This window comes from Shinella yambaruensis (assembly GCF_050859155.1).
GTDB classification, from domain to species: Bacteria; Pseudomonadota; Alphaproteobacteria; order Rhizobiales; family Rhizobiaceae; genus Shinella; species Shinella yambaruensis.
Genome location: NZ_CP150638.1, coordinates 3138235 through 3158299, shown reverse-complemented (window position 1 = coordinate 3158299; position 20065 = coordinate 3138235). Strand labels below are relative to the sequence as shown.

At 65.8% G+C, this 20065-nt stretch carries 23 protein-coding genes; 11 read left to right on the top strand and 12 right to left on the bottom strand.

All coding sequences use genetic code 11. The features are described 5' to 3' along the window. Window positions 1-4: 4 nt before the first annotated feature. The 3 genes from WMC41_RS15415 to WMC41_RS15405 all read right to left on the bottom strand — a co-directional run bounded on the left by WMC41_RS15415 (window position 5) and on the right by WMC41_RS15405 (window position 3179). Window positions 5-1126, bottom strand: a complete 1122-nt coding sequence (locus tag WMC41_RS15415; protein ID WP_245082217.1) for a FecCD family ABC transporter permease — start codon at window positions 1124-1126, stop codon at window positions 5-7. After that, a complete protein-coding gene (locus WMC41_RS15410; RefSeq protein WP_432344504.1) occupies window positions 1113-2054 on the bottom strand; it encodes a heme/hemin ABC transporter substrate-binding protein in 942 nt (313 codons plus the stop codon). The genes WMC41_RS15415 and WMC41_RS15410 overlap by 14 nt, the downstream gene beginning before the upstream one ends. A gap of 78 nt (window positions 2055-2132) precedes the next feature. Continuing rightward, the gene (locus WMC41_RS15405; protein ID WP_432344502.1) at window positions 2133-3179 is read right to left on the bottom strand and encodes a hemin-degrading factor; all 1047 of its coding nucleotides are present in this window, start codon (window positions 3177-3179) and stop codon (window positions 2133-2135) included. A gap of 233 nt (window positions 3180-3412) precedes the next feature. Here WMC41_RS15405 and WMC41_RS15400 point away from each other — a divergent pair, with 233 nt between their 5' ends. From WMC41_RS15400 to WMC41_RS15375, 6 genes are all read left to right on the top strand, one after another. Continuing rightward, entirely contained in the window at window positions 3413-3844 is a 432-nt protein-coding gene (locus WMC41_RS15400; RefSeq protein WP_432344500.1) for a hypothetical protein, read from the top strand. Between the two features lie 61 nt (window positions 3845-3905). Next, the gene (locus WMC41_RS15395; protein ID WP_432344498.1) at window positions 3906-4802 is read left to right on the top strand and encodes a TonB family protein; all 897 of its coding nucleotides are present in this window, start codon (window positions 3906-3908) and stop codon (window positions 4800-4802) included. 404 nt (window positions 4803-5206) lie between these two features. Next, the gene (locus tag WMC41_RS15390) at window positions 5207-5602 is read left to right on the top strand and encodes a DUF2325 domain-containing protein (protein ID WP_245082243.1); all 396 of its coding nucleotides are present in this window, start codon (window positions 5207-5209) and stop codon (window positions 5600-5602) included. Continuing rightward, the gene (locus WMC41_RS15385; protein ID WP_245082203.1) at window positions 5599-5868 is read left to right on the top strand and encodes a hypothetical protein; all 270 of its coding nucleotides are present in this window, start codon (window positions 5599-5601) and stop codon (window positions 5866-5868) included. The genes WMC41_RS15390 and WMC41_RS15385 overlap by 4 nt, the downstream gene beginning before the upstream one ends. 72 nt (window positions 5869-5940) lie before the next feature. Next, window positions 5941-6255, top strand: a complete 315-nt coding sequence (locus tag WMC41_RS15380; RefSeq protein ID WP_432344496.1) for an antibiotic biosynthesis monooxygenase family protein — start codon at window positions 5941-5943, stop codon at window positions 6253-6255. Next, window positions 6252-6623: a bleomycin resistance protein gene (locus WMC41_RS15375; RefSeq protein ID WP_272806249.1), complete on the top strand. Its 372-nt coding sequence runs from the start codon at window positions 6252-6254 to the stop codon at window positions 6621-6623. The genes WMC41_RS15380 and WMC41_RS15375 overlap by 4 nt, the downstream gene beginning before the upstream one ends. Before the next feature lie 2 nt (window positions 6624-6625). Here the strand turns inward: WMC41_RS15375 and WMC41_RS15370 are convergent, their stop codons facing one another. Together WMC41_RS15370 and WMC41_RS15365 are read right to left on the bottom strand one after the other, a co-directional pair. Beyond that, window positions 6626-6991, bottom strand: coding sequence for a DUF423 domain-containing protein (locus WMC41_RS15370; protein ID WP_432344494.1), 366 nt, complete (start codon window positions 6989-6991; stop codon window positions 6626-6628). A gap of 4 nt (window positions 6992-6995) precedes the next feature. Next, window positions 6996-7412 (bottom strand): group II truncated hemoglobin, encoded by a 417-nt coding sequence (locus WMC41_RS15365; protein ID WP_245082195.1) that lies wholly within the window; start codon window positions 7410-7412, stop codon window positions 6996-6998. 137 nt (window positions 7413-7549) lie between these two features. Here WMC41_RS15365 and WMC41_RS15360 point away from each other — a divergent pair, with 137 nt between their 5' ends. From WMC41_RS15360 to WMC41_RS15345, 4 genes are all read left to right on the top strand, one after another. Then, window positions 7550-8110, top strand: a complete 561-nt coding sequence (locus WMC41_RS15360; RefSeq protein ID WP_272806247.1) for a TetR/AcrR family transcriptional regulator — start codon at window positions 7550-7552, stop codon at window positions 8108-8110. A 41-nt stretch (window positions 8111-8151) separates the two neighbouring features. Beyond that, the gene (locus WMC41_RS15355; protein ID WP_245082189.1) at window positions 8152-8493 is read left to right on the top strand and encodes an SMR family transporter; all 342 of its coding nucleotides are present in this window, start codon (window positions 8152-8154) and stop codon (window positions 8491-8493) included. A gap of 107 nt (window positions 8494-8600) precedes the next feature. Further along, window positions 8601-9386 (top strand): ThuA domain-containing protein, encoded by a 786-nt coding sequence (locus WMC41_RS15350; RefSeq protein WP_245082187.1) that lies wholly within the window; start codon window positions 8601-8603, stop codon window positions 9384-9386. Between the two features lie 7 nt (window positions 9387-9393). Continuing rightward, window positions 9394-10437, top strand: a complete 1044-nt coding sequence (locus tag WMC41_RS15345) for a Gfo/Idh/MocA family protein (protein ID WP_288083672.1) — start codon at window positions 9394-9396, stop codon at window positions 10435-10437. Between the two features lie 2 nt (window positions 10438-10439). Here WMC41_RS15345 and WMC41_RS15340 read toward each other — a convergent pair whose 3' ends face one another. Next, complete coding sequence (locus tag WMC41_RS15340) at window positions 10440-11456, bottom strand: LacI family DNA-binding transcriptional regulator (protein ID WP_432344489.1); 1017 nt, start codon at window positions 11454-11456, stop codon at window positions 10440-10442. Window positions 11457-12012: 556 nt separating this feature from the next. Between WMC41_RS15340 and WMC41_RS15335 the strand changes: the two genes are divergently transcribed. Beyond that, a complete protein-coding gene (locus WMC41_RS15335; RefSeq protein ID WP_432344487.1) occupies window positions 12013-12903 on the top strand; it encodes a hypothetical protein in 891 nt (296 codons plus the stop codon). Between the two features lie 200 nt (window positions 12904-13103). Here the strand turns inward: WMC41_RS15335 and WMC41_RS15330 are convergent, their stop codons facing one another. From WMC41_RS15330 to WMC41_RS15305, 6 genes are all read right to left on the bottom strand, one after another. Further along, entirely contained in the window at window positions 13104-14723 is a 1620-nt protein-coding gene (locus WMC41_RS15330) for an ABC transporter ATP-binding protein (protein ID WP_432344484.1), read from the bottom strand. Between the two features lie 23 nt (window positions 14724-14746). Next, entirely contained in the window at window positions 14747-15094 is a 348-nt protein-coding gene (locus tag WMC41_RS15325) for a cupin domain-containing protein (protein WP_272806241.1), read from the bottom strand. A 15-nt stretch (window positions 15095-15109) separates the two neighbouring features. Next, window positions 15110-16432, bottom strand: coding sequence for an NAD(P)/FAD-dependent oxidoreductase (locus WMC41_RS15320; RefSeq protein ID WP_432344482.1), 1323 nt, complete (start codon window positions 16430-16432; stop codon window positions 15110-15112). Window positions 16433-16436: 4 nt separating this feature from the next. After that, window positions 16437-17318 carry an ABC transporter permease gene (locus WMC41_RS15315; RefSeq protein ID WP_432344480.1) on the bottom strand — a complete coding sequence of 294 codons (882 nt, stop codon included), beginning with the start codon at window positions 17316-17318 and terminating at the stop codon, window positions 16437-16439. Window positions 17319-17329: 11 nt separating this feature from the next. Further along, window positions 17330-18280: an ABC transporter permease gene (locus tag WMC41_RS15310; protein ID WP_272806238.1), complete on the bottom strand. Its 951-nt coding sequence runs from the start codon at window positions 18278-18280 to the stop codon at window positions 17330-17332. A 110-nt stretch (window positions 18281-18390) separates the two neighbouring features. After that, window positions 18391-20037, bottom strand: a complete 1647-nt coding sequence (locus tag WMC41_RS15305) for a peptide ABC transporter substrate-binding protein (RefSeq protein WP_245082165.1) — start codon at window positions 20035-20037, stop codon at window positions 18391-18393. Window positions 20038-20065 lie beyond the last annotated feature (28 nt).

The window sequence follows — 20065 nt, the reverse complement described above, 5'->3', positions numbered from 1 at the left end:
GTTCTTACCAGCCGTTCCTCGTGCGGTCGCGCAGCAGCACCCAGAGGAAGAACGGCGCGCCGGCGAGCGCCGTGATGATGCCGATCGGCAGTTCGGCGGGCGCCACGATGGTGCGGGCCAGCATGTCGGCACCGAGCATCAGCACGCCGCCGAAAAGGGCCGAGGCCGGCAGCAGGTACCGGTGATCCGGGCCGATGACGATGCGCAGGAGATGCGGCACGACGATGCCGACGAAGCCGATGCCGCCGCTGACGGCGACCGAGGCGCCGACCGCGGCGGCAACGGAGACGACGGCGATGTATTTCAGCCGCTGCACCTTGACGCCCATGTGGAAGGCGGCCGCCTCGCCGAGGGTGATGGCATTGAGCCCGCGCGACAGGAACGGCACGACGAGAAGCGCGAGCAGGATGATTGGCCCGGCGGCGAAGAGCTTCGCCCAGGTCATGCCGGAAAGCGAGCCGAGGCTCCAGAAGGTGATGTCGCGCAGCTGCTTGTCGTCGGCCATGTAGATGAGAATGCCGGTGATGGCGGCGGCGAGCGCGGAAATCGCGATGCCGGCGAGCAGCATGGTGGCGACGGAGGTCTGGCCGCCGCGCGTGGCGATGCGGTAGAGCAGCAGCGTCGTCAGAAGACCGCCGGCGAAGGCGGCGAGCGGCAGGGCGAAGGCGCCGAGCGCGATCATCACGCCCGCCGGCAGGCTCGCGCCGAGCACGATCATCAGCACCGCGCCGAGGGCGGAGCCGGAGGAGATGCCGACGAGGGCGGGATCAGCGAGCGGGTTGCGGAAGAGGCCCTGCATGACCGCGCCGGACATGGCGAGCGCCGCGCCGATGAGGAAGCCGAGCAGGGCACGCGGCATGCGGATGTCGAAGACGATGATGCGGTCGCGCACGCTGAGCGCCGTGTCCTCCGCGCCGCTCAAGAGCGCGCCGATGACGTTGATGGCCGAGGCGTCCGAGGCGCCGGTGGCGATCGACAGGGCGAGCGCGACGGCCGAGACGACGACAAGGGCGACGAGCGTCAGGCGCGCGATCGCCGTGCGGTCGCCGGCCGCCCGGGACTGGACGGAGCGCATCAGGAAGGAACCGCGTGCGTCCTTGCCGCGCACGGCGTCATTGAGAGACATTGCCATAAAGTTCTTTGTTGAGGTCGCGGATGGCCGAGGCGGTGCGCGGGCCGAAGCCGAGCAGATGCAGGCTGTTCATGCGCAGGACCGCCTTGCTGGCGGCGGCCGGCGTCACCGAGATCGCCGGATGGGCGAGGATTTCCTCGTCGCTGCTGCCGGCGCCAGGGCGCGTCATGACCATGACGACATCGGGCCTGGCCTTGATGATCGCCTCGTCGCTCAGCGGCTTGTAGCCTTCGAAGGCGCCCTCCGTCGCGTTGATCGCACCGGCAAGACCGATGATGCCGTCGGCTGCCGTGTGGCTGCCGGCCGCCATGACCCTGCCGTTCTGGAAGCTGAGGATGAACAGCACGCGCTTGCGCTCGCTTTCCGGCCGCTTGGCGGCATCGGCAACGGCCGCGTCGAGATCGGCGGCGACCGTCGTCTCCAGTTTCTTCGCCTTGTCCGCCACGCCGAGAAACTTTCCGACGACGTCGATCTTCTTGAGGATCGCCGCGCGGTCATAGCCTTCCGGCACGATCTCGAAGGGGATGCCGGCGCTCTTCAGGACGGCGAGCGCATCCGGCGGGCCGCTGCCCTCGACGGCGAGGATCGCCGTCGGGTTGACGGCGATGACGCCTTCCGGCGACAACTGGCGCATATAGCCGACATCGGGGAGCTTCAGCGCTTCCTCGGGGAAGGTGCTGGTCGAGTCGCGGGCGACGAGGCGGTCGCCTTCGCCGAGCGCGTAGACGATCTCCGTCACCGCGCCGCCGATGGCCACCAGCTTCGAGCTGTCGACCTGCTGCATCTCCTGGGCGACGGCCTTGCGGATGAAGCCGTTCGAGCCCGTCGCCGCGAGCGGCAGGAGCAGGGGGGCGGAGAGGGCGAACACGGTGAGGGCCACTTCCCACGGGCGGGCGCGGCGGAAATCGAAGCTCTTGCTCATGATCGTGGTCCTTCGCGGGTAACCGGCGCGCCCCTGCAAAACGCGGGAACGCGCCACTCGTCTTTATCTGCGGCGGTCTCAGGCCGCGACGCTGTCGGGGCGCGGCAGGCTGTCGAGGATCTCGCGCCAGTCGGCGCGCTCCGCCATGCCTTCCTTGCGCTTGCCGAAGAACTGGATGATCATCTCGCCGCTGGCGTCATAGGCCTCCAGCGAGGTGACGTGGCCGTCGATGGTCGGCTTGCGCACCACCCAGCACTCGGCGATGTGGTCCATGCGCAGGTGCATGTGGAAGGTCGGGTCCATGACGTTGAGCCAAGGGCCCATCGGCTGGATGTTCTTCACCGGGCCGGTGTGGATCTGGATCGTGCCGTGATTGCCGACGAAGCACATGATGTCGGCGTCGCGCTCGGCGGCCGCGCGCATCAGGTGGCCGACGGCATCGGCGGCGACCTGCCGGGCGAAATCCTCGCCGACGCTGCGCACCGCGTCCTGGCGGCCGATCTTCAGCTTCTTCAGCATGCCGAAGAACTGGTGGGTGTCGGTCATCGCCGCCCAGTTCTCACGCAGGGCCGCCACGTCCACCGGTCCGGTCTCCTCGACCTTCTCGGACAGGACCTCGACGAAGTCCTGCGACTGGTCTTCCAGGCGGAAGTCGGCGACGATGGCCTCGTAGGCTTGAAGGTTGGAGGCGGGGCGCAGGTGCACCTTGTGCACGGCGACGCCCGCCTTGTCGAAGAACTGCAGGCTGCGGCGCACCTGTTCCCCGTCCGTCTTGGTCACGGCAAAGCCATGCGCCCAGATGCCGGGGAAGATGCGCAGGTCGATGTTCTCGCCGAGCACGATCGAGGCGTGCTTGCCGGTGTTGATCTTCTCGAAGACGCCGATCTTCTCGTGCACAACGCTCTCGTTGCGGGTCAGCGCCATGACCTCGCCAAGCGCTTCCGAACGCTCGAGGAAGCGGTTGGCGTCGCCGTCGATGCGCACCGCCGTCAGCCCCACCTCGGCCGCGACGAGCGCGGCTTCCGAAATGCCGAGCGTGGCTGCGATGTCGCGCTCGCGCATCTTCGGGTTCTCGGCGCGGAAGGCGCGGATTTCGGCGGGGGTCGGTCGGGTCGTGTTGGTCATGGGCTCGGCCTTGATCGAGTTTCCTGTCGCCTGCTCCGGTCCCGGTAAATTTTGTTGGAGGAACAGGGGTTTGACGCGGATTTTGCGTTTACTATCTTGACTTCATTACTCATATTTATCTATGCACGCAATACCGGTACGATAAAGTCATGTTAATTCTGGCACTCACCGGTTAGACTGACCGCGGCCGTCGTTCTCGGCCGACAGCAAATCGATATGAAACAGGCGAGTTCATGACCGTACGCACCCTTCTTCTTTCCGCGATGCTTTCTGCTGCCGCCATCACCAGTGCCGCAGGCCAGGAGGCCGCAGCGTCCAGGGGACTGGACGTGGAACTGAACGCCCTTGCAGGCTCGCAGAAGGGCTGCCTCTTCACCTTCGTCGCCGCCAACGGTTTCGCGCAGGACGTCTCGAAGGTCTCCTTCGAATTCGTCATCTTCAACGACAAGGGCACGGTCGAGCGCCTGGCGCTGCTCGATTTCCGCGACCTGCCGGCGGGCAAGTCCAAGGTGCGCCAGTTCGACGTGCCGGGCATCAAGTGCGAGACGGTGAAGAACCTCCTGATCAACGACGCGCCGGTCTGCGAGGGCGAGGGCATCGAGAAGGGGCGCTGCATGGACGGCATCGTGACGCGCAGCAAGGCAACGGCCAGCCTCGAAGGTTGAGTATCGGGTAGCGCGGCGCATGAGGCGCTGCGACGCATGAAACGGAATGACGGGTGATATCATGTCTGGAAGCAAGTGGCTCTGGCTCGGCGCGGGGACCCTTTCCCTGCTGGCGCATGCCACCGCGGCCGCGATCCTCACCATGGCGCCTGCGCCGGAGGAAGATCAGGCGCTGATCGCCGGCGGTGTCGTCGCGGAAGTGGCCATGCTGGGCAACGGCGCCTTCGAGGCGGTGGAATCCGGCAATCCCGAAGATACGATCACGCCCGAGACGATCCAGCCCGACGTTACCGAGCCGGTGCCGCAGGAAGTGGCGGAAATCCAGCCGACCGAAATCGAGCCGGAAGTGACCGAGGTGATGACGCCGACGGATCCGATCACCTCCGAGCCGGTCGAGGAACTCGTCGTGCCATCGTCCGAAGTGGAGATCGCCGCGATTCCGGTTCCGGAAATCAAGCCGGAGATCCAGCCGGACGAAGAGATCAAGCCGGTTCCGGAAGTGAAGAAGGAAGAGCCGGTCAAGGAGGTCGAACGCAAGAAGCCGAAGGAAAAGCCGGTCCGCAAGGCCGGCGAGAAAGGCAAGGCGAAGCAGAACGCCACCCGTGGCGAGGTCGACGGCTCGGTGGACGTGAAGTCCGCGGCGGTCGGCGGCCAGAAGAAGGGCAATTCGTCGGTGGCCGGCAACGCGGCCGTCACGAACTATCCGGGCAAGGTGCGCAACAAGATCAACCGCGCCAAGCGGCGCGTCTCGGGCGGCGACCGCGGCAGCGTGGTGGTGAGCTTCACCGTCAGCGCCAGCGGGGCGGCGAGCGGCATCCGCGTCGCGCGCAGCTCGGGCATCGCGGCGCTCGACAGGGCGGCGGTCGATTCGGTGCAGCGCGCCGCGCCCTTCGCCAAGATTCCCGAGGCTGCCGGAAAATCCTCCTGGGCCTTCAACGTGCCAATCGTCTTCAACTGAGGCGCGCATTCCCGTCGTGATCCATCCGGCGGGAATTTTTTGCACGAAAATATGACTTTCATAGTCATGTTTATACTTTACTCTGAAAATCAAGTTTTGTAGGTTGCCCCTCGAACTGAGGCTCCGCCGACGCGGAGTGCCAACGGGGACCATGCATGAACTATGTGACTGCAGGCCGCGCCGAAGCGGTCTTGAAATCGATGATCGCCGAGCGTGACCGGCGCATTGCGGATCTGGAGCGCCAGGTCGCCGCACTCAAGAAGCAGATTGCGACACCGCAGGAGACGACGGCGGCGGTCGCGCCGGCCGCGGCCCCGCGGGTCGAGATACGGGCGCCGCAGGCGCCCCGCAGCGTGGAAGTCACCAAGATCAAGCGCCGGACCGGCGAAGCGGAGAGGAAGGCGATGCGCGAGAAGCACAGGCAGCAGCAGCAGGCCCGTCAGCAGACGGAAACGGCTGACAAGGCGGATGGCAAGGCAGGCCTCGAGGGGCGCAGCTTCCTCTATGTCGGCGGCCGGGACTGCCAGGTGGCGCATCTGCGCCAGATCGCCAGTTCCTATGGCGCCAACCTCATCCACCATGACGGCGGCCTGCGTGAGGCGGTTTCCCGCATCGACAACGTCCTGCCCTCGGTCGACTGCGTCTTCTGCCCCATCGACTGTATCAGCCATGATGCCTGCATCCGCGTGAAGACGGGCTGCAAGAAGTGGGAGAAGGCCTTCGTGCCGCTGCGCAACGGCAGCAAATCCTCCTTCGAGCGCGCCCTGCAGAGCATGAGCCAGGGAGAGACCACCCAGTGAATGAAGAAAGACCCGACGCCTTCATGATGATCGGCCTGCACAAGCTGGCCGCCCAGAACGGCGACGGCCTTGTGCCGGAACTCTATGCCCTCCTGACGCGTCGGGCGGATATGCTGGAAAGCGAGAATGTCACGGAATTCCCGCTGGCAAGCGCCCGCCCGCCGGCGCGCACTGCAAGCTTTGAGGGCACGCCGGCTCTTGAAGCGCGCAACGACAATGTCGTAGCCTTCCCGCAGCCGCGCCGCCTGCGGCGGGATTCGCTCTGACAGGACGCCTTTCCGGCAAATGTGCAAAGTGGCTTGCATCCGGGATCGCGGTCGAAAAGGATAGGTCTTTCCATGTTCTTTGCCATGAACCGCTTCCGGATCGCCATCGGTCACGAAGAGGCCTTCGAGGCTATCTGGAAGGGGCGCGATTCGAGCCTTGGCGAGATGCCGGGCTTCCAGTCATTCCATCTCCTCAGGGGCGACACCAATGCGGAAGAGGGCTTCACCCTCTTCGCCTCCCATTCGGTCTGGTCGAGCAAGGACGACTTCATCGCCTGGACCAAATCGGAAAACTTCCGGCAGGCGCACAAGAGCGCCGCGGCCGACAAGGGCATCTATCTCGGCCCGCCGAAATTCGAAGGCTTCAGCGTCGTCGAGGGCGCATGAGCGGGATCGATGATCCCGACCGCATCGAGGTACTGCCGGTCCTGCCGTCGCTCGATATCGACGAGACACGGGGCTTCTACACGACGCTGCTGGGCTTCGGTGAGGTCGTGTACCGGGCGGACGACTACCTGATCGTCCGACGCCCCGGCATGGAGCTGCATTTTTGGCGCACCGATGACCGGACGCTCTGCGAGCGCACCTCCGTCTATCTGCGCGGCGGCGGCATTGGCGAGCTTCATCGCGAGTTCAGCGCCCGGAATGTACCGACGCTGTCGGCGATGACGGTGCGGCCGTGGAATATGGAAGAGTTCCACATCCACGATCCGCACGGCAATCTCCTGCGTTTCGGGCGCATTCCGAAGCGCTGATCTCAGCGCTCCCTGCGCGGCAGAAAGGCGCCGAGCGCCACCGCCAGCCACCCTGCCATCATGGTGACGCCGCCGGTCGGGGCGGACATGGGAAAGAGACCGTGCCCTGCGAAATGACGCAGGACGAGATCGCCGGCGAAAAGCGCGGTGCCGAGCGCAAGCAGCAGGGACGCAAGCGCCGCCGTGCGCAGGCCTGGCCAGGCGGCATGAAGCGCCACCAGCGCCGGGGCATGGGCAAGGCACATGGCGGAGGCGCCGGCCATCAGGCGCGGATCGCTGCCATGCGAGGCCGCGGCGGCGGTGACGACGCCTGTCAGCCCCATCAGGCCGGCAACGAAGAGGCTCGCGGAGCGGAGCGGAAACGACATCGGGCTATTCCTGGTTCTGCATGTGATGGGCGAGCCGTGTGACGGGCTCCAGGATGATGGCGCGCAGGCCTTCGCTCGGCACGGTCTCCTCCAGCGCGCGGATGAAACAGAGCAGCCATTCGTCGCGCTCGGCCGGGCCGATCGGCGCCACGAAATGGCGGCGGCGCAGCATGGGGTGGCCGCGCTTTTCCGTGTAGAGCGGCGGCCCGCCGAGCCATCCCGTCAGGTATTCGTAGAGTTTTTCCTCGCTGCCGGAAAGGTCCGGCGGGTGGATCGCGCGGCAGCGCGCGGCTTCCGGCAATGTGTCCATCAGCACGTAGAAGCGGTGCGTCAGCGCCCTGACGGCCGTATCGCCGCCGATCGCCTCGTAGAGGGTGATCGTCTCGCCCTGACGCTGCTGGTTGTCGGTCGTGTCCGTCATGGGTCTCTCCCGTTTCCCCGGTCTTACCGCCCGCATTCGCGGCAGGCAATGCCGGCTATTCGCCTGCGACGAAGCGCGCCGTCCTCCGCATTTTCAGCGTGATTGACAAGAAACCGTCTAGACGGTATGTTTACGGCATGAGCAAGGCCCACCACCGCAAGAAGCACCCGGAAGCCGTCCGCCAGCAATTGCTGGAGGTCGCGGCGAAGCTGTCGCTGGAGAAGGGGCCGGCGAGCGTGACGCTCGACGCGGTCTCCCAGGCGGCGGGTGTCAGCAAGGGTGGCCTTTTGCACCATTTCCCGAACAAGCTGTCGCTGCTCGACGGCCTGTTCACCGATCTGACGGACAAGTTCGACCGGGCGATCGCCGACAGGATGCGGGACGACCCGGAGCCGAAGGGCCGCTTCACCCGCGCCTATATCTCGGTCTTCTTCCTGCCGGAGGGGCTGGCCGACGGCGAGAAGTGGAAGGTGCTGACCGTCGCGCTCATTTCCGAGCCGCACCTGCGCGAGCGCTGGCGACAATGGGTGGAGCGATACCTTGCGGAAAATGTCGGCACGGATTCCGCGCTCGACGCCATGCTGGTGCGCTACGCCGTGGACGGCCTCTGGCTTGCCGATCTTCTCGGCTCGCCGACCATGGATGCGCCAACCCGCGCGGCCATGCTGGACCGGCTCTTGGCGCTGACGCGCTCCTGATCCCCGATACGATTTGCGCCCGCGGGCGCCAGAGAAACGCCATGAACCTCACCTCCGTCTACGCCGCCCTCGTCGTCGCCATCGTCTTCGAAGTGCTGGGCACCTCGGCCATGCAGGCCGCGCAGCATTTCACGCGGGTCGTGCCGACCGCCATGATGGTGGTCTGCTACGCCATCGCCTTCTTCTTCCTGTCCTGGAGCCTGCGCTATGTGCCGGTCGGCATCGCCTATGCCATCTGGAGCGGGCTCGGCATCGTGCTGATCTCGTTCGTCGGCTATTTCGTCTTCGGCCAGAAGCTCGATCTTGCCGCCGTTCTCGGCCTCGGCCTCATCATTGCCGGCGTGCTTGTGCTGAACCTTTTCTCCAAATCGACATTCCACTGAAAGACGACGGGAATCGACAAGACCCCCGCTTGCCAAGAATCGGGTCTGTCTCTATCGGTTCCGCCGAATTGAAAGCGGTTTCAATTTTTGGCTCAGAGGAACGGCACATGGCAATACGCACCATCGTATGGGGTGAGAACATCCACGAGCAGACCAACGAGATCGTGCGTTCGATCTATCCGCACGGCATGCACACCACCATTGCCGAGGCGCTGAACCGGGATCCGTCGATCAGCGCTGGCACGGCGACGCTGCAGGAAGCCGAGCACGGCCTTGCCGAGGCGCGGCTTGCCGAGACGGATGTACTCGTCTGGTGGGGGCATAAGGACCATGGCGCCGTCAGCGACGACGTCGTCGAGCGCGTGGCGAGACGGGTCTGGGAAGGCATGGGCCTCATCGTCCTCCATTCCGGCCATTTCTCGAAGATCTTCAAGCGGCTGATGGGCACGCCCTGTGCCCTGAAATGGCGGGAGGCCGGCGAGCGCGAGCGCCTCTGGGTCATCAATCCGCGCCATCCGATCGCCGAGGGTCTCGGCGAGAACTTCGTGCTGGAAAACGAGGAGATGTATGGCGAGCAGTTCTCCGTGCCGGAGCCGCTGGAGACGGTGTTCATCTCCTGGTTCGCCGGCGGCGAGGTTTTCCGGTCCGGCATGACCTGGCGCCGCGGCGCCGGCAACATTTTCTATTTCCGCCCGGGCCACGAGACCTATCCGACCTATCACGATGCCACCGTGCAGAAGGTGCTCGCCAATGGCGTGAAATGGGCCTTCAACCCGCAGGGCACCTACACGGCGATCCATGACGCACCGAACGTGCCGGTCGAAAAGGCGCTGGAGCCGATCGTCGAGCGCGGCCCGAAACTGCATGAAGCCGGCGAAGCCGGATATCGCTGAGGAAACAATGCGCCTGCTCGTTCTTGGAACCGGCGGCATGGCCAATACCCATGCCCAGCACTTTGCCGCGATCGATGGCGTCGACCTGGTCGGCGCCGTCGATGTGGACCCCCTGCGCGCCAAGGCCTTTGCCGACACGCACGGCATTCCCAACGTCTTCACCTCGCTGGAGGACGCCATTACCTGGAACGGCTTCGATGCCGCCACCAACGTGACGCCCGACCGCGCCCATCACCCGACCACCCTGGCGCTGCTTGCGGCGGGCAAGCATGTGATGTGCGAGAAGCCGCTGGCGGAAAACTATGCCAAGGCGGACGAGATGGCGCGCGCCGCCGAGGCCTCAGGCCTCGTCACCATGGTGAACCTCACCTACCGCAACGTGGCGCCCCTGCAGAAGGCGCGGGCGATGGTGCTGGCCGGCGAACTCGGCCATGTGCGCCATGTCGAGGCCTCGTACCTGCAAAGCTGGCTCGTCTCCAAGGCCTGGGGCAACTGGGCGACGGAAAGCCAGTGGCTCTGGCGGCTTTCCACCCGGCACGGCTCGAACGGCGTGCTTGGCGATGTCGGCATCCACATCCTCGATTTCGCCAGCTATGGCGCGGCGAGCGATGTGGAGCATGTCTTCGCGCGGCTGCGGGCCTTCGACAAGGCGCCCGACAACCGGATCGGCGAATACGACCTTGACGCCAATGACAGCTTCACCATGACCGTCGATTTTTCCAACGGCGCGCTCGGCGTCATCCATGCGAGCCGCTGGGCGACCGGCCACCTCAACGAGCTGCGCCTGCGCATGCATGGCGACAGGGGCGCCCTGGAGGTCATCCACACGCCCGCAGGGTCGCGCCTTCGCGGGTGCCTCGGGGAGGATGTCGAGCAGGCCGTCTGGCGCGAGCTCGATGCCGGCACCGTGCCGACCAACTACGAGCGCTTCGCCGCCGCCGTGATGGCGGGCCGGCAGGTCGAGCCCGGCTTCCGCCATGCGGCCGAGCTGCAGAAGGTTCTGGACCTTGCGATCGAGACCGAAAGGGAACGCCGCGAGCTGAAGGTCTGACCTCAGGCCGGGGTGGGGCCGGTCGAGCCGCGAATGCGGAAATCGACGGGCCAGACCTCCTGCAGCGCCTCCGGCGCCTCGCCCTGCAACAGCCGCAGGACCATGTCGCCGATGCGCTCGCCCGCCGCGCGGATCGGCGATTGCGTCGTCGTGACGGATGGCACGAGGTTGTCCGGGCTGAGATAGGGGAAGACGTCGTCATGCGCGATGAGCGAGACATCCGCACCCACGGCAAGCCCCGCAATGCGGATCGCCCGCATGGCGCCCAGCGCCGACATCATCGAACCGGCGATGACCGCCGTCGGCGGCGCGGGGAGGGCGAGGAAAGCCTGCATCAGCCGGAAGCCGGTCTCGTCCGTGAACTCGCCATGGCCGACAAGGGCCGGATCGAGGGTGAGGCCGCGTGCCTCGAGCGTCGTCCGGTACCCGCTGCTCCGGTCCTGCGCATAGGTGCTGGTCGTGTCGCCGTTGATGAGCGCGATGCGCCGGTGGCCGAGATCGGCAAGATAGCCCGCCGCCGTCGCGATCGCCCCGAAATTGTCGATGTCGAGAAAGGCGAAGGGGCGTTCTGCCGTGCTGCGCCCGTGCACGATGAAGGGTAGCGCCAAGGTCTGCAAAAGAGCGATGCGGGCATCCGCGCAGGCCGGCGTGTGGACGACCACCGCGTCCACCCGCTTGCTGGCGGCCAGCCGGCGATAGGCGGCGGCCTCCTCCGCTTCCGTCTCGACGGTCGAGACGAGAATGTCGATGCCGTCCTCCTGCAGCCGGGTCGAGAGCCCGCCCATGAATTCACTGGAATGCGGCCCGAAGCGCCCGCCGCCCTGGAAGACCATGCCGATCGCGCCGGCCCGGCCGGTCGCCAGTCGCTGCGCGCTGATGTTCGGCCGGTAGCCGAGCTTTTCCGCCGCTTCCAGCACGCGTCGCCGCGTCTCGGGCCGCACCTCCGGATAGCCGCTCATCGCCCGGCTGACGGTGGTCTGCGAAAGGCCGATGCGGGCCGCAAATTCCTTGAGGTTCATCCTTCGTCCCTGGGCGCGGCCGGTCTGTTCCGGGCCTTTATGGCCCCTCCGGCACGCGGCGGCAAGCTGGGGCTTATATCCCGGTGAAGCCGGACCTTGCACGCCGACCGTCCGCTATGGTTGTGGGGTTGGGCTTGAATTCCCAGAATGACACGCTAAAGTGAAAATATTAACGAAAGGGTTGTGGCGGGGCGAGCGTCACTCCAGGATTTTGATGTTTCCGTGATGGCGGCGGAGGCGGCCATTGCACTTCTTCCCGGGCGGGACGGTCCGGACGACATTTGGCGATGATTTTCGGGGGAATGTCATGCAGGCGGGCTCGGACTTGCCGGCTGCAACGGGTTCGTCTGCGCGATTGGATCTGCAGCCTCAAAATCTCGGTGCACAGAATCTCGGCACACCTGCGCGTGGATGGCTCTGGCGGACGCGGCGGGCGCGGGTCCGGGGGCGTACGGGCGCGCCGCTCGTCTATTCCAGGGGGGAGAGCGGTCGCCGCCCGTCCTACCTGCGCGTCCTGGAGCGGCTTTTCGGTGCGCGCCGGGCCGGTTTGCGCGCCGTGCTTTTGTCGCGTGCGCCCGTTCTGTTCCTGATGGTGGAGGAGGCCTTCCTGCTCTATGTCGCGGTCAGCCTGCTGCGGGCCCTCACCGGGCGGCGGACGGCGGGCCTGCTGTTACGGCCGATGCCGCTGTCGGTCTCGTCCCGCCGCTCCTGTCGCTGGAAACGCGCCGTCCTCCGGTGGCTGAAGCGTTTCCGCGCCATCCACACATTGACCATCCTTCCCTTCAGCGTATTCCCTGCCTTTTCTACGATCGCGAAAGGCTGGATCTACGATTTCCAGCTCTGGGACCTGACGGACGAGGAGCGGGAGGCGGTGGAACTGCTGCGCAGCGAGCGGCAGCCGGGTGCGCGCCTGGTTCTGACGGCGATCGGCACGCAGAGCCGACGCAAGGGTTTCGACCTTTTCACCGACAGTTATGTGCGCGTTGCCGCCCTCAGGACGCGCTTCCAGTTCATTTCCTGCGGCAGGATCGAGCGGGCTGTCGACGATTATGCGGCGGCCTTCCGCGAGGCGGGCGGCGTTGCGGTGAACCGCAGCGTCTCGGATGCCGAACTGCTCGGAGCCTATGCCGCGAGCGATGCGATCTGGTGCTTCTATCCGCCCATCGGCGACCACGCCTCGGGCGTTCTCGGACGGGCCGCGCAGCTCGGAATCCCGGCCGTCGTGCGCTACGGTTCCGTTGCCCATCGCCTGTGCATCGTCGAGAACATCCCGCATGTGCCGATGACGGCGGACGGGATCGCGGAGCGGCTGGCCGGCCCGCTGCCGCCGAGGGACGAAGCCCGCGGCCGCCTGGCCGCCGACCGGTTCGCCCGGCAGAGCGAGTCGACGCTGCGCGCCGCCCTCGGCCTTGCGGGCACGGATCAGCCGGCGCCGCCGCAAGCCTGACCCAAGGGCGACGGCGAGCGAGGTTTTCGACTGCGGACGCGTCCGTCGGAAAAGATGCGCACGGACACCCTTCTCGGCGAGGGCAAGACGCACCGGCCGATGGAGCTGGTGCCGATATCGACTGACAAGGGTAGACTTCTGTAGCGTGTCGTCAATCGCAGGGCTTCAGCAGGCAATGCCCCGCAGAGCAACGGCAAATGCTACAGGTCGGTGCCCGGGATCGCCTGCATGAGCTGGCGCGAATAGGCTTCCTGCGGGTTGTGGAAGATCTGCATCGGCGTGCCGGCCTCGACCACGCGGCCACGGTTCATCACGATCACCTGGTCGCAGATCTGGCTGGCGACGCGCAGGTCATGGGTGATGAAGATCATGGCGAGGTGCTTTTCCGCCTGTACCTCGGCGAGCAGTTGCAGGATCTGCGCCTGGATGGAGACGTCGAGCGCCGAGACGGCCTCGTCGGCGACGATGATCTGCGGATCGAACATCAGGGCACGCGCTATGCCGACGCGCTGGCGCTGGCCGCCGGAGAACTCGTGCGGATAGCGCTCGAAGGCGGCGGCGCCGAGCCCGACGCGCTCCAGGAGGCCGAGCGCCCGGCGATGGGCCTCCTTCCGGTCGAGCCCATGGGCGACGGGACCCACCGTCAGGGACGTGCCGATGGTAAGGCGCGGATTGAGCGAGGCGAAGGGATCCTGGAAGATCATCTGGATGCGGGGCCGGAGCTGACGGAACTCGGCCTCGCCCATCGGCCTTATGTCGCGACCGCCGAGCAGGATTTCGCCGGCATCCGCCTCCACGAGCTTCATGAGCACCTTGCCCATCGAGGATTTCCCGGATCCGCTTTCCCCGACGACGCCCAGCGTCTCGCCGCGGTGAAGCGTGAAGGAGACGTCCTCGACGGCCGGAACGACCCGCACCTTGCCGAAAAGGCCGGCATGGCTGCGATAGGTCTTGCTGAGGCCGCGCACCTCCAGAACGGTTTCGCCCGCCTTCACCTCGTTCTCCGCCTCACGCAGGCGGGGAACCGCGGCGATCAGCCGGCGTGTGTAGGGATGCTGCGGATTGCGCAGCACCGCATCGGCGGTGCCTTCCTCCACCACATGCCCTTTTTCCATCACCACGACCCGGTCGGCGATGTCGGCCACCACGCCGAAGTCGTGGGTGATGAACATGACGCTCGTGTTCTTCTTCGCCTGCAGCCGGCGGATCAGGTCGAGGATCTGCGCCTGGATGGTCACGTCGAGCGCCGTCGTCGGTTCATCGGCGATCAGGATGTCGGGATCGAGGGCCAGCGCGATGGCGATCATCACGCGCTGACGCTGGCCGCCGGAAAGACGGAAGGGATATTGCTTGCGGATCAGCGGGGGATCGGGAAGCCCGACCTCGGTGATGAGTTCCAGCACGCGACGTTCCCGCTCGGCGCGGTTCGTCACGCCGTGGGCGACGAAAACCTCGTCGATCTGCTCCTCGATGGTCATCAGCGGATTGAGCGCCGAAAGCGGATCCTGGAAGATCATCGAGATCGCCTTGCCGCGCAGTTGGCGGCGCTCTGCCTCCGGCATGGTGAGGAGGTCGCGCCCCTTGTAGAGGATTTCCCCGCCTGTCACCCGCATGGCGGGCGGCAGCAGGCCCATGACCGTGCTGGCGGTCACGGACTTGCCGGAGCCGCTTTCGCCGACGACGCAGAGAATCTCGCCCTGCCTGAGATCGAGCGAGACGCCCTCCACCGCATGACTGCGTTCCATGTTCCGCGGAAGGCTCACGTCGAGCGAGCGGACTGCGAGAATCGTTCCGGCCGGATTGCGGTGAAGGTCTGTCATGGGGCTCCCCTTCGTTAGGCGGGTCAGGGCTTGGGTACGACCATCGCGAATTTGCGGAAGGGGGTGAGCACGTCCAGCCAGGCTGTCTCTCCCTTCGGAACGACCACGATCGTGCCCGGCCCGATGCGCCGTTTCTCACCGTCGCCGATGCGGCAATCGGCTTCGCCCTCGATCACCACGAAGGTCTCCTCCAGCGCGCGGGCGGGGTAGGGATAGATGCCGGGCTCGGCGATCCAGACGGCAGCCTTGACCGCAGCCGCGCTGTCGCCCTCGTCCTCCCAGATCATGCGCCGATAGGATTGCGCGCCGTTTTCCGCCACGGCCGCCTCGGTGCGGCCGGTATCGTCTTTCACGTTCCAGTAGATCGACATGGTTCGTCCTCCTTCTCAAGAATGCGGCGGCAGCTCCACGCCGCCCCGCTTGCTCATGAAATTGTCGACCGCGCGCATCTCGCGCAGCTTGTAGCTCGGGCCGTAGTCCATCCACCACGGCGCACGATGCAGGGGCTCGACCTTGAGGTCGAGATCCTGTTCCGGCGTGCCGATCGCCCAGTCCGCAAGGATGCCGCCGAGCATGGTGCCGGTCGGCACGCCCCGGCCGGAAAGGCCGGTGAGGGCCACGACGCCCGGCGCAAGGCCGTAGAGCCGGGGAACGGTGCGGTACTGCATGTCCAGCTCGCCGAACCAGAAGTAGTCCCAGCGCACCGCCTCGGTCAGCTGCGGGTGCAGCCATTTCAGCCGGTCGGTCATGACCGTCTTCGAATAGGCGATGTCGCGGCCGCGCGGCCCCTTGAGGAACATGGAGGCGACGATGCGGTTGTCGGCGGTCCATTTGTAGCAGTAGAAGTCGCCGCGTCCGTCGATCATGGTCGTGTTCTGCGGCAGCACCGTTTCGCGGGCACGATCGGACAGCGGATTGGTGGCGCAGACATAGACCGGCATGATGCGGTAGCTCTTGTCGAGATCGGGCCAGCCCTCCACCGTGTAGGCGCCGGTGGCGAAGATGACCTTGTCTGCGATGACATGGCCCGCTTCGCCGACCACCTTCCACTTGCCGCCGGTCTTCTCGCAGCGTTTTGCCGGCGACCGGGTATAGAGCGTGGCGCCCTCGCTGATCGCCGCCGCCGCAAGGCCGCGGGCATATTTCAGCGGATGGATGTGCGCGCCTTCCTCGTGCAGCCAGCCGCCGTAAAGGCGCGGGCTGCCGGTGATGCGCGTTATCTCGTCCCGGTCGAGCATGCGGGTGCGCGCGCCCACGGCGTTGTAGCTTTCGGTCTTGTGTTCGAGGGGCGGCAGGTGGCCGGGGCGCATCGCGCCGATGACGAGGCCGTTCTGCACCCATTCGCAGTCGATGCCGTAGTGCTGGATATAGTCCGCGGCGCGATCGGCGGCGCGCGTCTGGCGGTGGATGAGGCGTTCCGCCCAGGGCTGGCCGAGAAGCGAACGGATCTTGTCCAGCGAATAGTAGGAGAAGGTGGGGCTGCAATGGCCGGCATTGCGGCCCGATCCGCCGTAGCCGGCTTCCTCGCGCTCGAGGATGGCGACTGAAACGCCCTTGCGCCGGAGTTCGATCGCGGTGGTGAGCCCCGTATAGCCGGCCCCGACGATGCAGACGTCGACGACCTTCTCGCCGGTAAGCCGTTCGGTTTCCGGCGGTGGCGGCGCGGAAGCGAACCAGTAGGATTGGTCGAAGGGGGAAAACTTGGTCATCCTGTCACCCATTGTGTGAACGAACGTCGAGGGCGTCGCGCAGGCCGTCGCCGATGAAGTTGAAGCCCGTGACGGCGATGGTGATGGCAAGGCCGGGCACGATGGCGAGCCAGGGAGCGGCCGCGAGATACTGCTGCGCGCCGTTGAGCATGTTGCCCCAGCTCGGCAGCGGCGGCTGGATGCCGTAGCCGAGGAAGGAGATATAGGCCTCCATCAGGATCGACCGCGCCACGGTCAGCGTTGCCGCGACAACGATCGGCCCCATCACGTTCGGCAGGATCTCGCGGAACATGATCCAGCCGTTCGACAGGCCCAGCATGCGCGCGGCCATGACGAATTCCCGCTCGCGCAACGACTTGACCTCCGCCTCCACGATGCGCGCCACCTCCATCCAGCTCGTGAAGGCGATGATGAGCGTGATCGTCATCGGGCTCGGCTTGATGAAGGCGGCGAGCGTCAGCAGCAGGAAGACCGAGGGGAAGGACAGGAAGGCATCGACGAGGCGCATCAGGACCGTTCCCGTCCAGCCGCCGCGATAGCCGGCGACGACACCGACCACCGTGCCGATGACCGTGGAGATCACCATGGCGAGGAAACCGACCGTCATGGAAACCTGCCCGGCATGGAACAGCCGTGCCGCGATATCGCGGCCGAGCGGATCCGTTCCGAAGATATGGGCGCCCGTCAGGGGCGGCGCGAAACGGGCGCGCAGGTCGATATAGAGCTCGTCGAAGGGCAGAAGATGCGGCCCGAGGAAGCAGGCGACCGTCAATCCGAGCACCATGAACAGGCCGAGCAGTGCCAGCGGGTTGCGCGCGAAGCGGCGGACGGCACGATTGTCGCGAAAGCGGCGGCGGAGAGTGGGAGATGAAGAAGCGGATGTCATTTTCACGCCTCCTATTCAAGACGAATGCGCGGATCGACGAAGGCGACCAGCAGATCGGCGAGGAGATTGCCGATAAGAACGAGGATGGCCGAGAACATGAGGAGCCCCATCACGACCGGATAATCGTTGTAGCCGAGGCTATCGAGGAAGAGCCGCCCCATGCCGGGCCATGTGAAGACCGTCTCCGTCACGAGTGCGCCGCCAAGCAGCGTCGGCAATTGCATGCCGGCGAGGGTGATCATCGGCAGAAGGGCGTTGCCGACGATATGCTTCATGAGGATGCGGCGCGGCGGCAGGCCCTTGGCGCGGGCGGTGCGCACGAAATCCTGGTTGATGACCTCCAGCGTGGCCGTCCGCATGTAGCGGGCCCAGATCGCCACGTTGACGAGCGCGAGCACGCAGGCGGGCATCACCAGATGCACGAGGATGTCCGAAAAGGAGCCGTCGCCGACGGTGTACATGTTGCCCGCCGGCAGCCAGCCCAGCCGCAGCGAGAAAAGGAAGATCGCCACTAGACCCACCCAGAAGGTCGGGATGGAGAGGGCGACGAAGCACGCGACCGTCATCGCGTAGTCGAAGGCGGAGCCCTGCCGGATCGCGCTGCGGATGCCGATCCAGCCCCCGATCAGCATCGACAGGAAGGTCGAAGCTCCCATGAGCAGCAGTGTGGCGAAGAGATGGCTGTTGATCACTTCCAGAACGGGGCGGTTGTCGCGAAAGCTCCGGCCCCAGTCGCCCTGCACCAGCTTCCAAAGCCAGTCGAGATATTGCACCGGCAGCGGCCTGTTGAGCCCCATCTGCTCGGCGATACGGTCCAGCGCCTCCTTCGTCATGCCGGGCGTCAGCGCGAATTGCGAGAGCGGGCCGCCGGGGGCGAGGTTGAGCACCATGAAGCCGATGAGCGAGACGAGCAGCAGGAGGACGATGCTCTGCCAAAGCCTGCCGATCAGAAATCGGGCCATTTTCCGGTTCCTTGCAGTGAATGCGGGCCCTGGGCGAGATGGACGTCCTTGCTGCAGGGCGATGCAGACCGGGGTGGGGACACCCACCCCGGATCCGGTGGAAACGGACGTTACGCCCAGCGCCAGCTGCGCACGTTCCAGGTGTCGATGCGGTTGTTGATGTTCGCTTCGACGCCCTGGATGCCGGTCTTGTAGCCGCGGATGTTGGCGTACTGGAAGATCGGCAGGAACGGCAGGTCGTGCCGCATGATCTCCTGGATGCGCTGGTAGATCGGCAGCCGTTCTTCAGGGCTGACGAGCGCGCCGCCCTTCTTGAGCAGCTCGTCCACCTCGGGGTTCTCGTAGACCCAGGTGTTCTGGCCGTTGCCGCCCTTGGCCGGGGAGGAGGTCGAGAGGAAGTAGTCGGACGTGTCCGGGTCGGGACCGGTCAGGCAACTGAGGCCCGCCAGCGCCATGTCGAACTGCGATAGCATCCAGTGGTCGCCCCACATGACGGCCGGCGGCAGGTTGCCGATCTGCATGTCGACGCCAATCTCGCGGAAGGACTGCTGGAGGAACTGCTGCGCCTGCTCGCGCAGATGGTTGCCCGAGGTCGTCGAGCAGGTAAAGGCAAGCCGGACGCCGTCCTTTTCGCGAATGCCGTCCGAACCCGGCTTCCAGCCGGCCTCGTCGAGCAGCGCCCGCGCCTTGTCGAGGTTGTATTCCTGCACCGGCAGGTTGGCGTTGTAGTAGTAGGATTCGCGCGGCATGTAGCTTTCGGTCGCCTGCGGCACGCCGTAGTAGAGTGCGTCGATGATCGTCTGCTTGTCCACGGCGTAATAGAGCGCCTCCCGCACGGCGCGCTCCTTGAACTGCGGCCGCTGGAGATTGAAGCTGAGGCCTTCGAAGAACGGTGCCCCGAAGACCTCCACCACGCGGTCGGGCAGGGTCTTCGCCTCCTCGTAGTTGTCGGGCGAGATCCACTGCAGCGCCAGCACGTCGATGTCGCCGGTCTTGAGCTGCGTATAGAGCACGGTGATATCGGGAATGTATTTCAGCACGAGCCGTTCGAGATAGGGCCCGTCGCCGAAATAGCCGGGATTGGCCTCAAGCTCGATATGGTCGCCCGCCACGCGCTGCTTCCACTTGTAGGCGCCAGTGCCGATCGGGGCGTTGTTGAAAGGCGCATTGTTCGGATCGGCGCCCTCGAAGCCGTGCTTGGGCACGATGAAGGTCGAGGCGAGGATCGCGGTATAGGGCGCAAACGCGCTTTCCATGCGCCAGCTGATTTCCGTCGGCGAGACGACGGTTATGTCGCGCACGAGGCTGTGGCCCGTGCGGCGCCAGCTGCGGAAATCCGGATTGACCAGCAGCTCGAGCGTGAACTTCACGTCCTCGGCCGTGAACGGCGTGCCGTCATGCCATGTCACATCGTCGCGCAGCGTCACCTTCCAGGTCAGGCCATCGGCGGAAACACCGCCATTTTCCACCGTCGGCACTTCCTTGGCGAGCAGCGGATAGAAATTGCCCTTGGCATCGACGTCGAACAGCGGATCGAAGATCGCGAAATGCACGCCCTCGTCGACCTCGATATGCAGGAGATGCGGATTGAAGACCGTTGGCTCCTGCGAGAAGCCGACGACGATCTGCCCCTTCGGCGTATCCTGGGCCCTTGCCGCTCCCATGCCGAGAACGGAGGGGGCCATGGCGGCGAGACCGGCGGCGCCGAAGAACTTCAGGCTCTGGCGGCGGGTAAACTGGAAATCCCTTTCAGACATGTCATTCTCCCGGTGGTGTGAATGTTGA

Excerpts from the sequence above, each read along its gene's own strand:
- WMC41_RS15415 (WP_245082217.1), bottom strand. The coding sequence starts at position 1,126 with ATGTCTCTCAATGACGCCGTGCGCGGCAAGGACGCACGCGGTTCCTTC.
- WMC41_RS15410 (WP_432344504.1), bottom strand. The coding sequence starts at position 2,054 with ATGAGCAAGAGCTTCGATTTCCGCCGCGCCCGCCCGTGGGAAGTGGCC.
- WMC41_RS15405 (WP_432344502.1), bottom strand. The coding sequence starts at position 3,179 with ATGACCAACACGACCCGACCGACCCCCGCCGAAATCCGCGCCTTCCGC.
- WMC41_RS15400 (WP_432344500.1), top strand. The coding sequence starts at position 3,413 with ATGACCGTACGCACCCTTCTTCTTTCCGCGATGCTTTCTGCTGCCGCC.
- WMC41_RS15395 (WP_432344498.1), top strand. The coding sequence starts at position 3,906 with ATGTCTGGAAGCAAGTGGCTCTGGCTCGGCGCGGGGACCCTTTCCCTG.
- WMC41_RS15390 (WP_245082243.1), top strand. The coding sequence starts at position 5,207 with ATGCGCGAGAAGCACAGGCAGCAGCAGCAGGCCCGTCAGCAGACGGAA.
- WMC41_RS15380 (WP_432344496.1), top strand. The coding sequence starts at position 5,941 with ATGTTCTTTGCCATGAACCGCTTCCGGATCGCCATCGGTCACGAAGAG.
- WMC41_RS15375 (WP_272806249.1), top strand. The coding sequence starts at position 6,252 with ATGAGCGGGATCGATGATCCCGACCGCATCGAGGTACTGCCGGTCCTG.
- WMC41_RS15370 (WP_432344494.1), bottom strand. The coding sequence starts at position 6,991 with ATGTCGTTTCCGCTCCGCTCCGCGAGCCTCTTCGTTGCCGGCCTGATG.
- WMC41_RS15365 (WP_245082195.1), bottom strand. The coding sequence starts at position 7,412 with ATGACGGACACGACCGACAACCAGCAGCGTCAGGGCGAGACGATCACC.
- WMC41_RS15360 (WP_272806247.1), top strand. The coding sequence starts at position 7,550 with ATGAGCAAGGCCCACCACCGCAAGAAGCACCCGGAAGCCGTCCGCCAG.
- WMC41_RS15355 (WP_245082189.1), top strand. The coding sequence starts at position 8,152 with ATGAACCTCACCTCCGTCTACGCCGCCCTCGTCGTCGCCATCGTCTTC.
- WMC41_RS15350 (WP_245082187.1), top strand. The coding sequence starts at position 8,601 with ATGGCAATACGCACCATCGTATGGGGTGAGAACATCCACGAGCAGACC.
- WMC41_RS15345 (WP_288083672.1), top strand. The coding sequence starts at position 9,394 with ATGCGCCTGCTCGTTCTTGGAACCGGCGGCATGGCCAATACCCATGCC.
- WMC41_RS15340 (WP_432344489.1), bottom strand. The coding sequence starts at position 11,456 with ATGAACCTCAAGGAATTTGCGGCCCGCATCGGCCTTTCGCAGACCACC.
- WMC41_RS15330 (WP_432344484.1), bottom strand. The coding sequence starts at position 14,723 with ATGACAGACCTTCACCGCAATCCGGCCGGAACGATTCTCGCAGTCCGC.
- WMC41_RS15325 (WP_272806241.1), bottom strand. The coding sequence starts at position 15,094 with ATGTCGATCTACTGGAACGTGAAAGACGATACCGGCCGCACCGAGGCG.
- WMC41_RS15320 (WP_432344482.1), bottom strand. The coding sequence starts at position 16,432 with ATGACCAAGTTTTCCCCCTTCGACCAATCCTACTGGTTCGCTTCCGCG.
- WMC41_RS15315 (WP_432344480.1), bottom strand. The coding sequence starts at position 17,318 with ATGACATCCGCTTCTTCATCTCCCACTCTCCGCCGCCGCTTTCGCGAC.
- WMC41_RS15310 (WP_272806238.1), bottom strand. The coding sequence starts at position 18,280 with ATGGCCCGATTTCTGATCGGCAGGCTTTGGCAGAGCATCGTCCTCCTG.
- WMC41_RS15305 (WP_245082165.1), bottom strand. The coding sequence starts at position 20,037 with ATGTCTGAAAGGGATTTCCAGTTTACCCGCCGCCAGAGCCTGAAGTTC.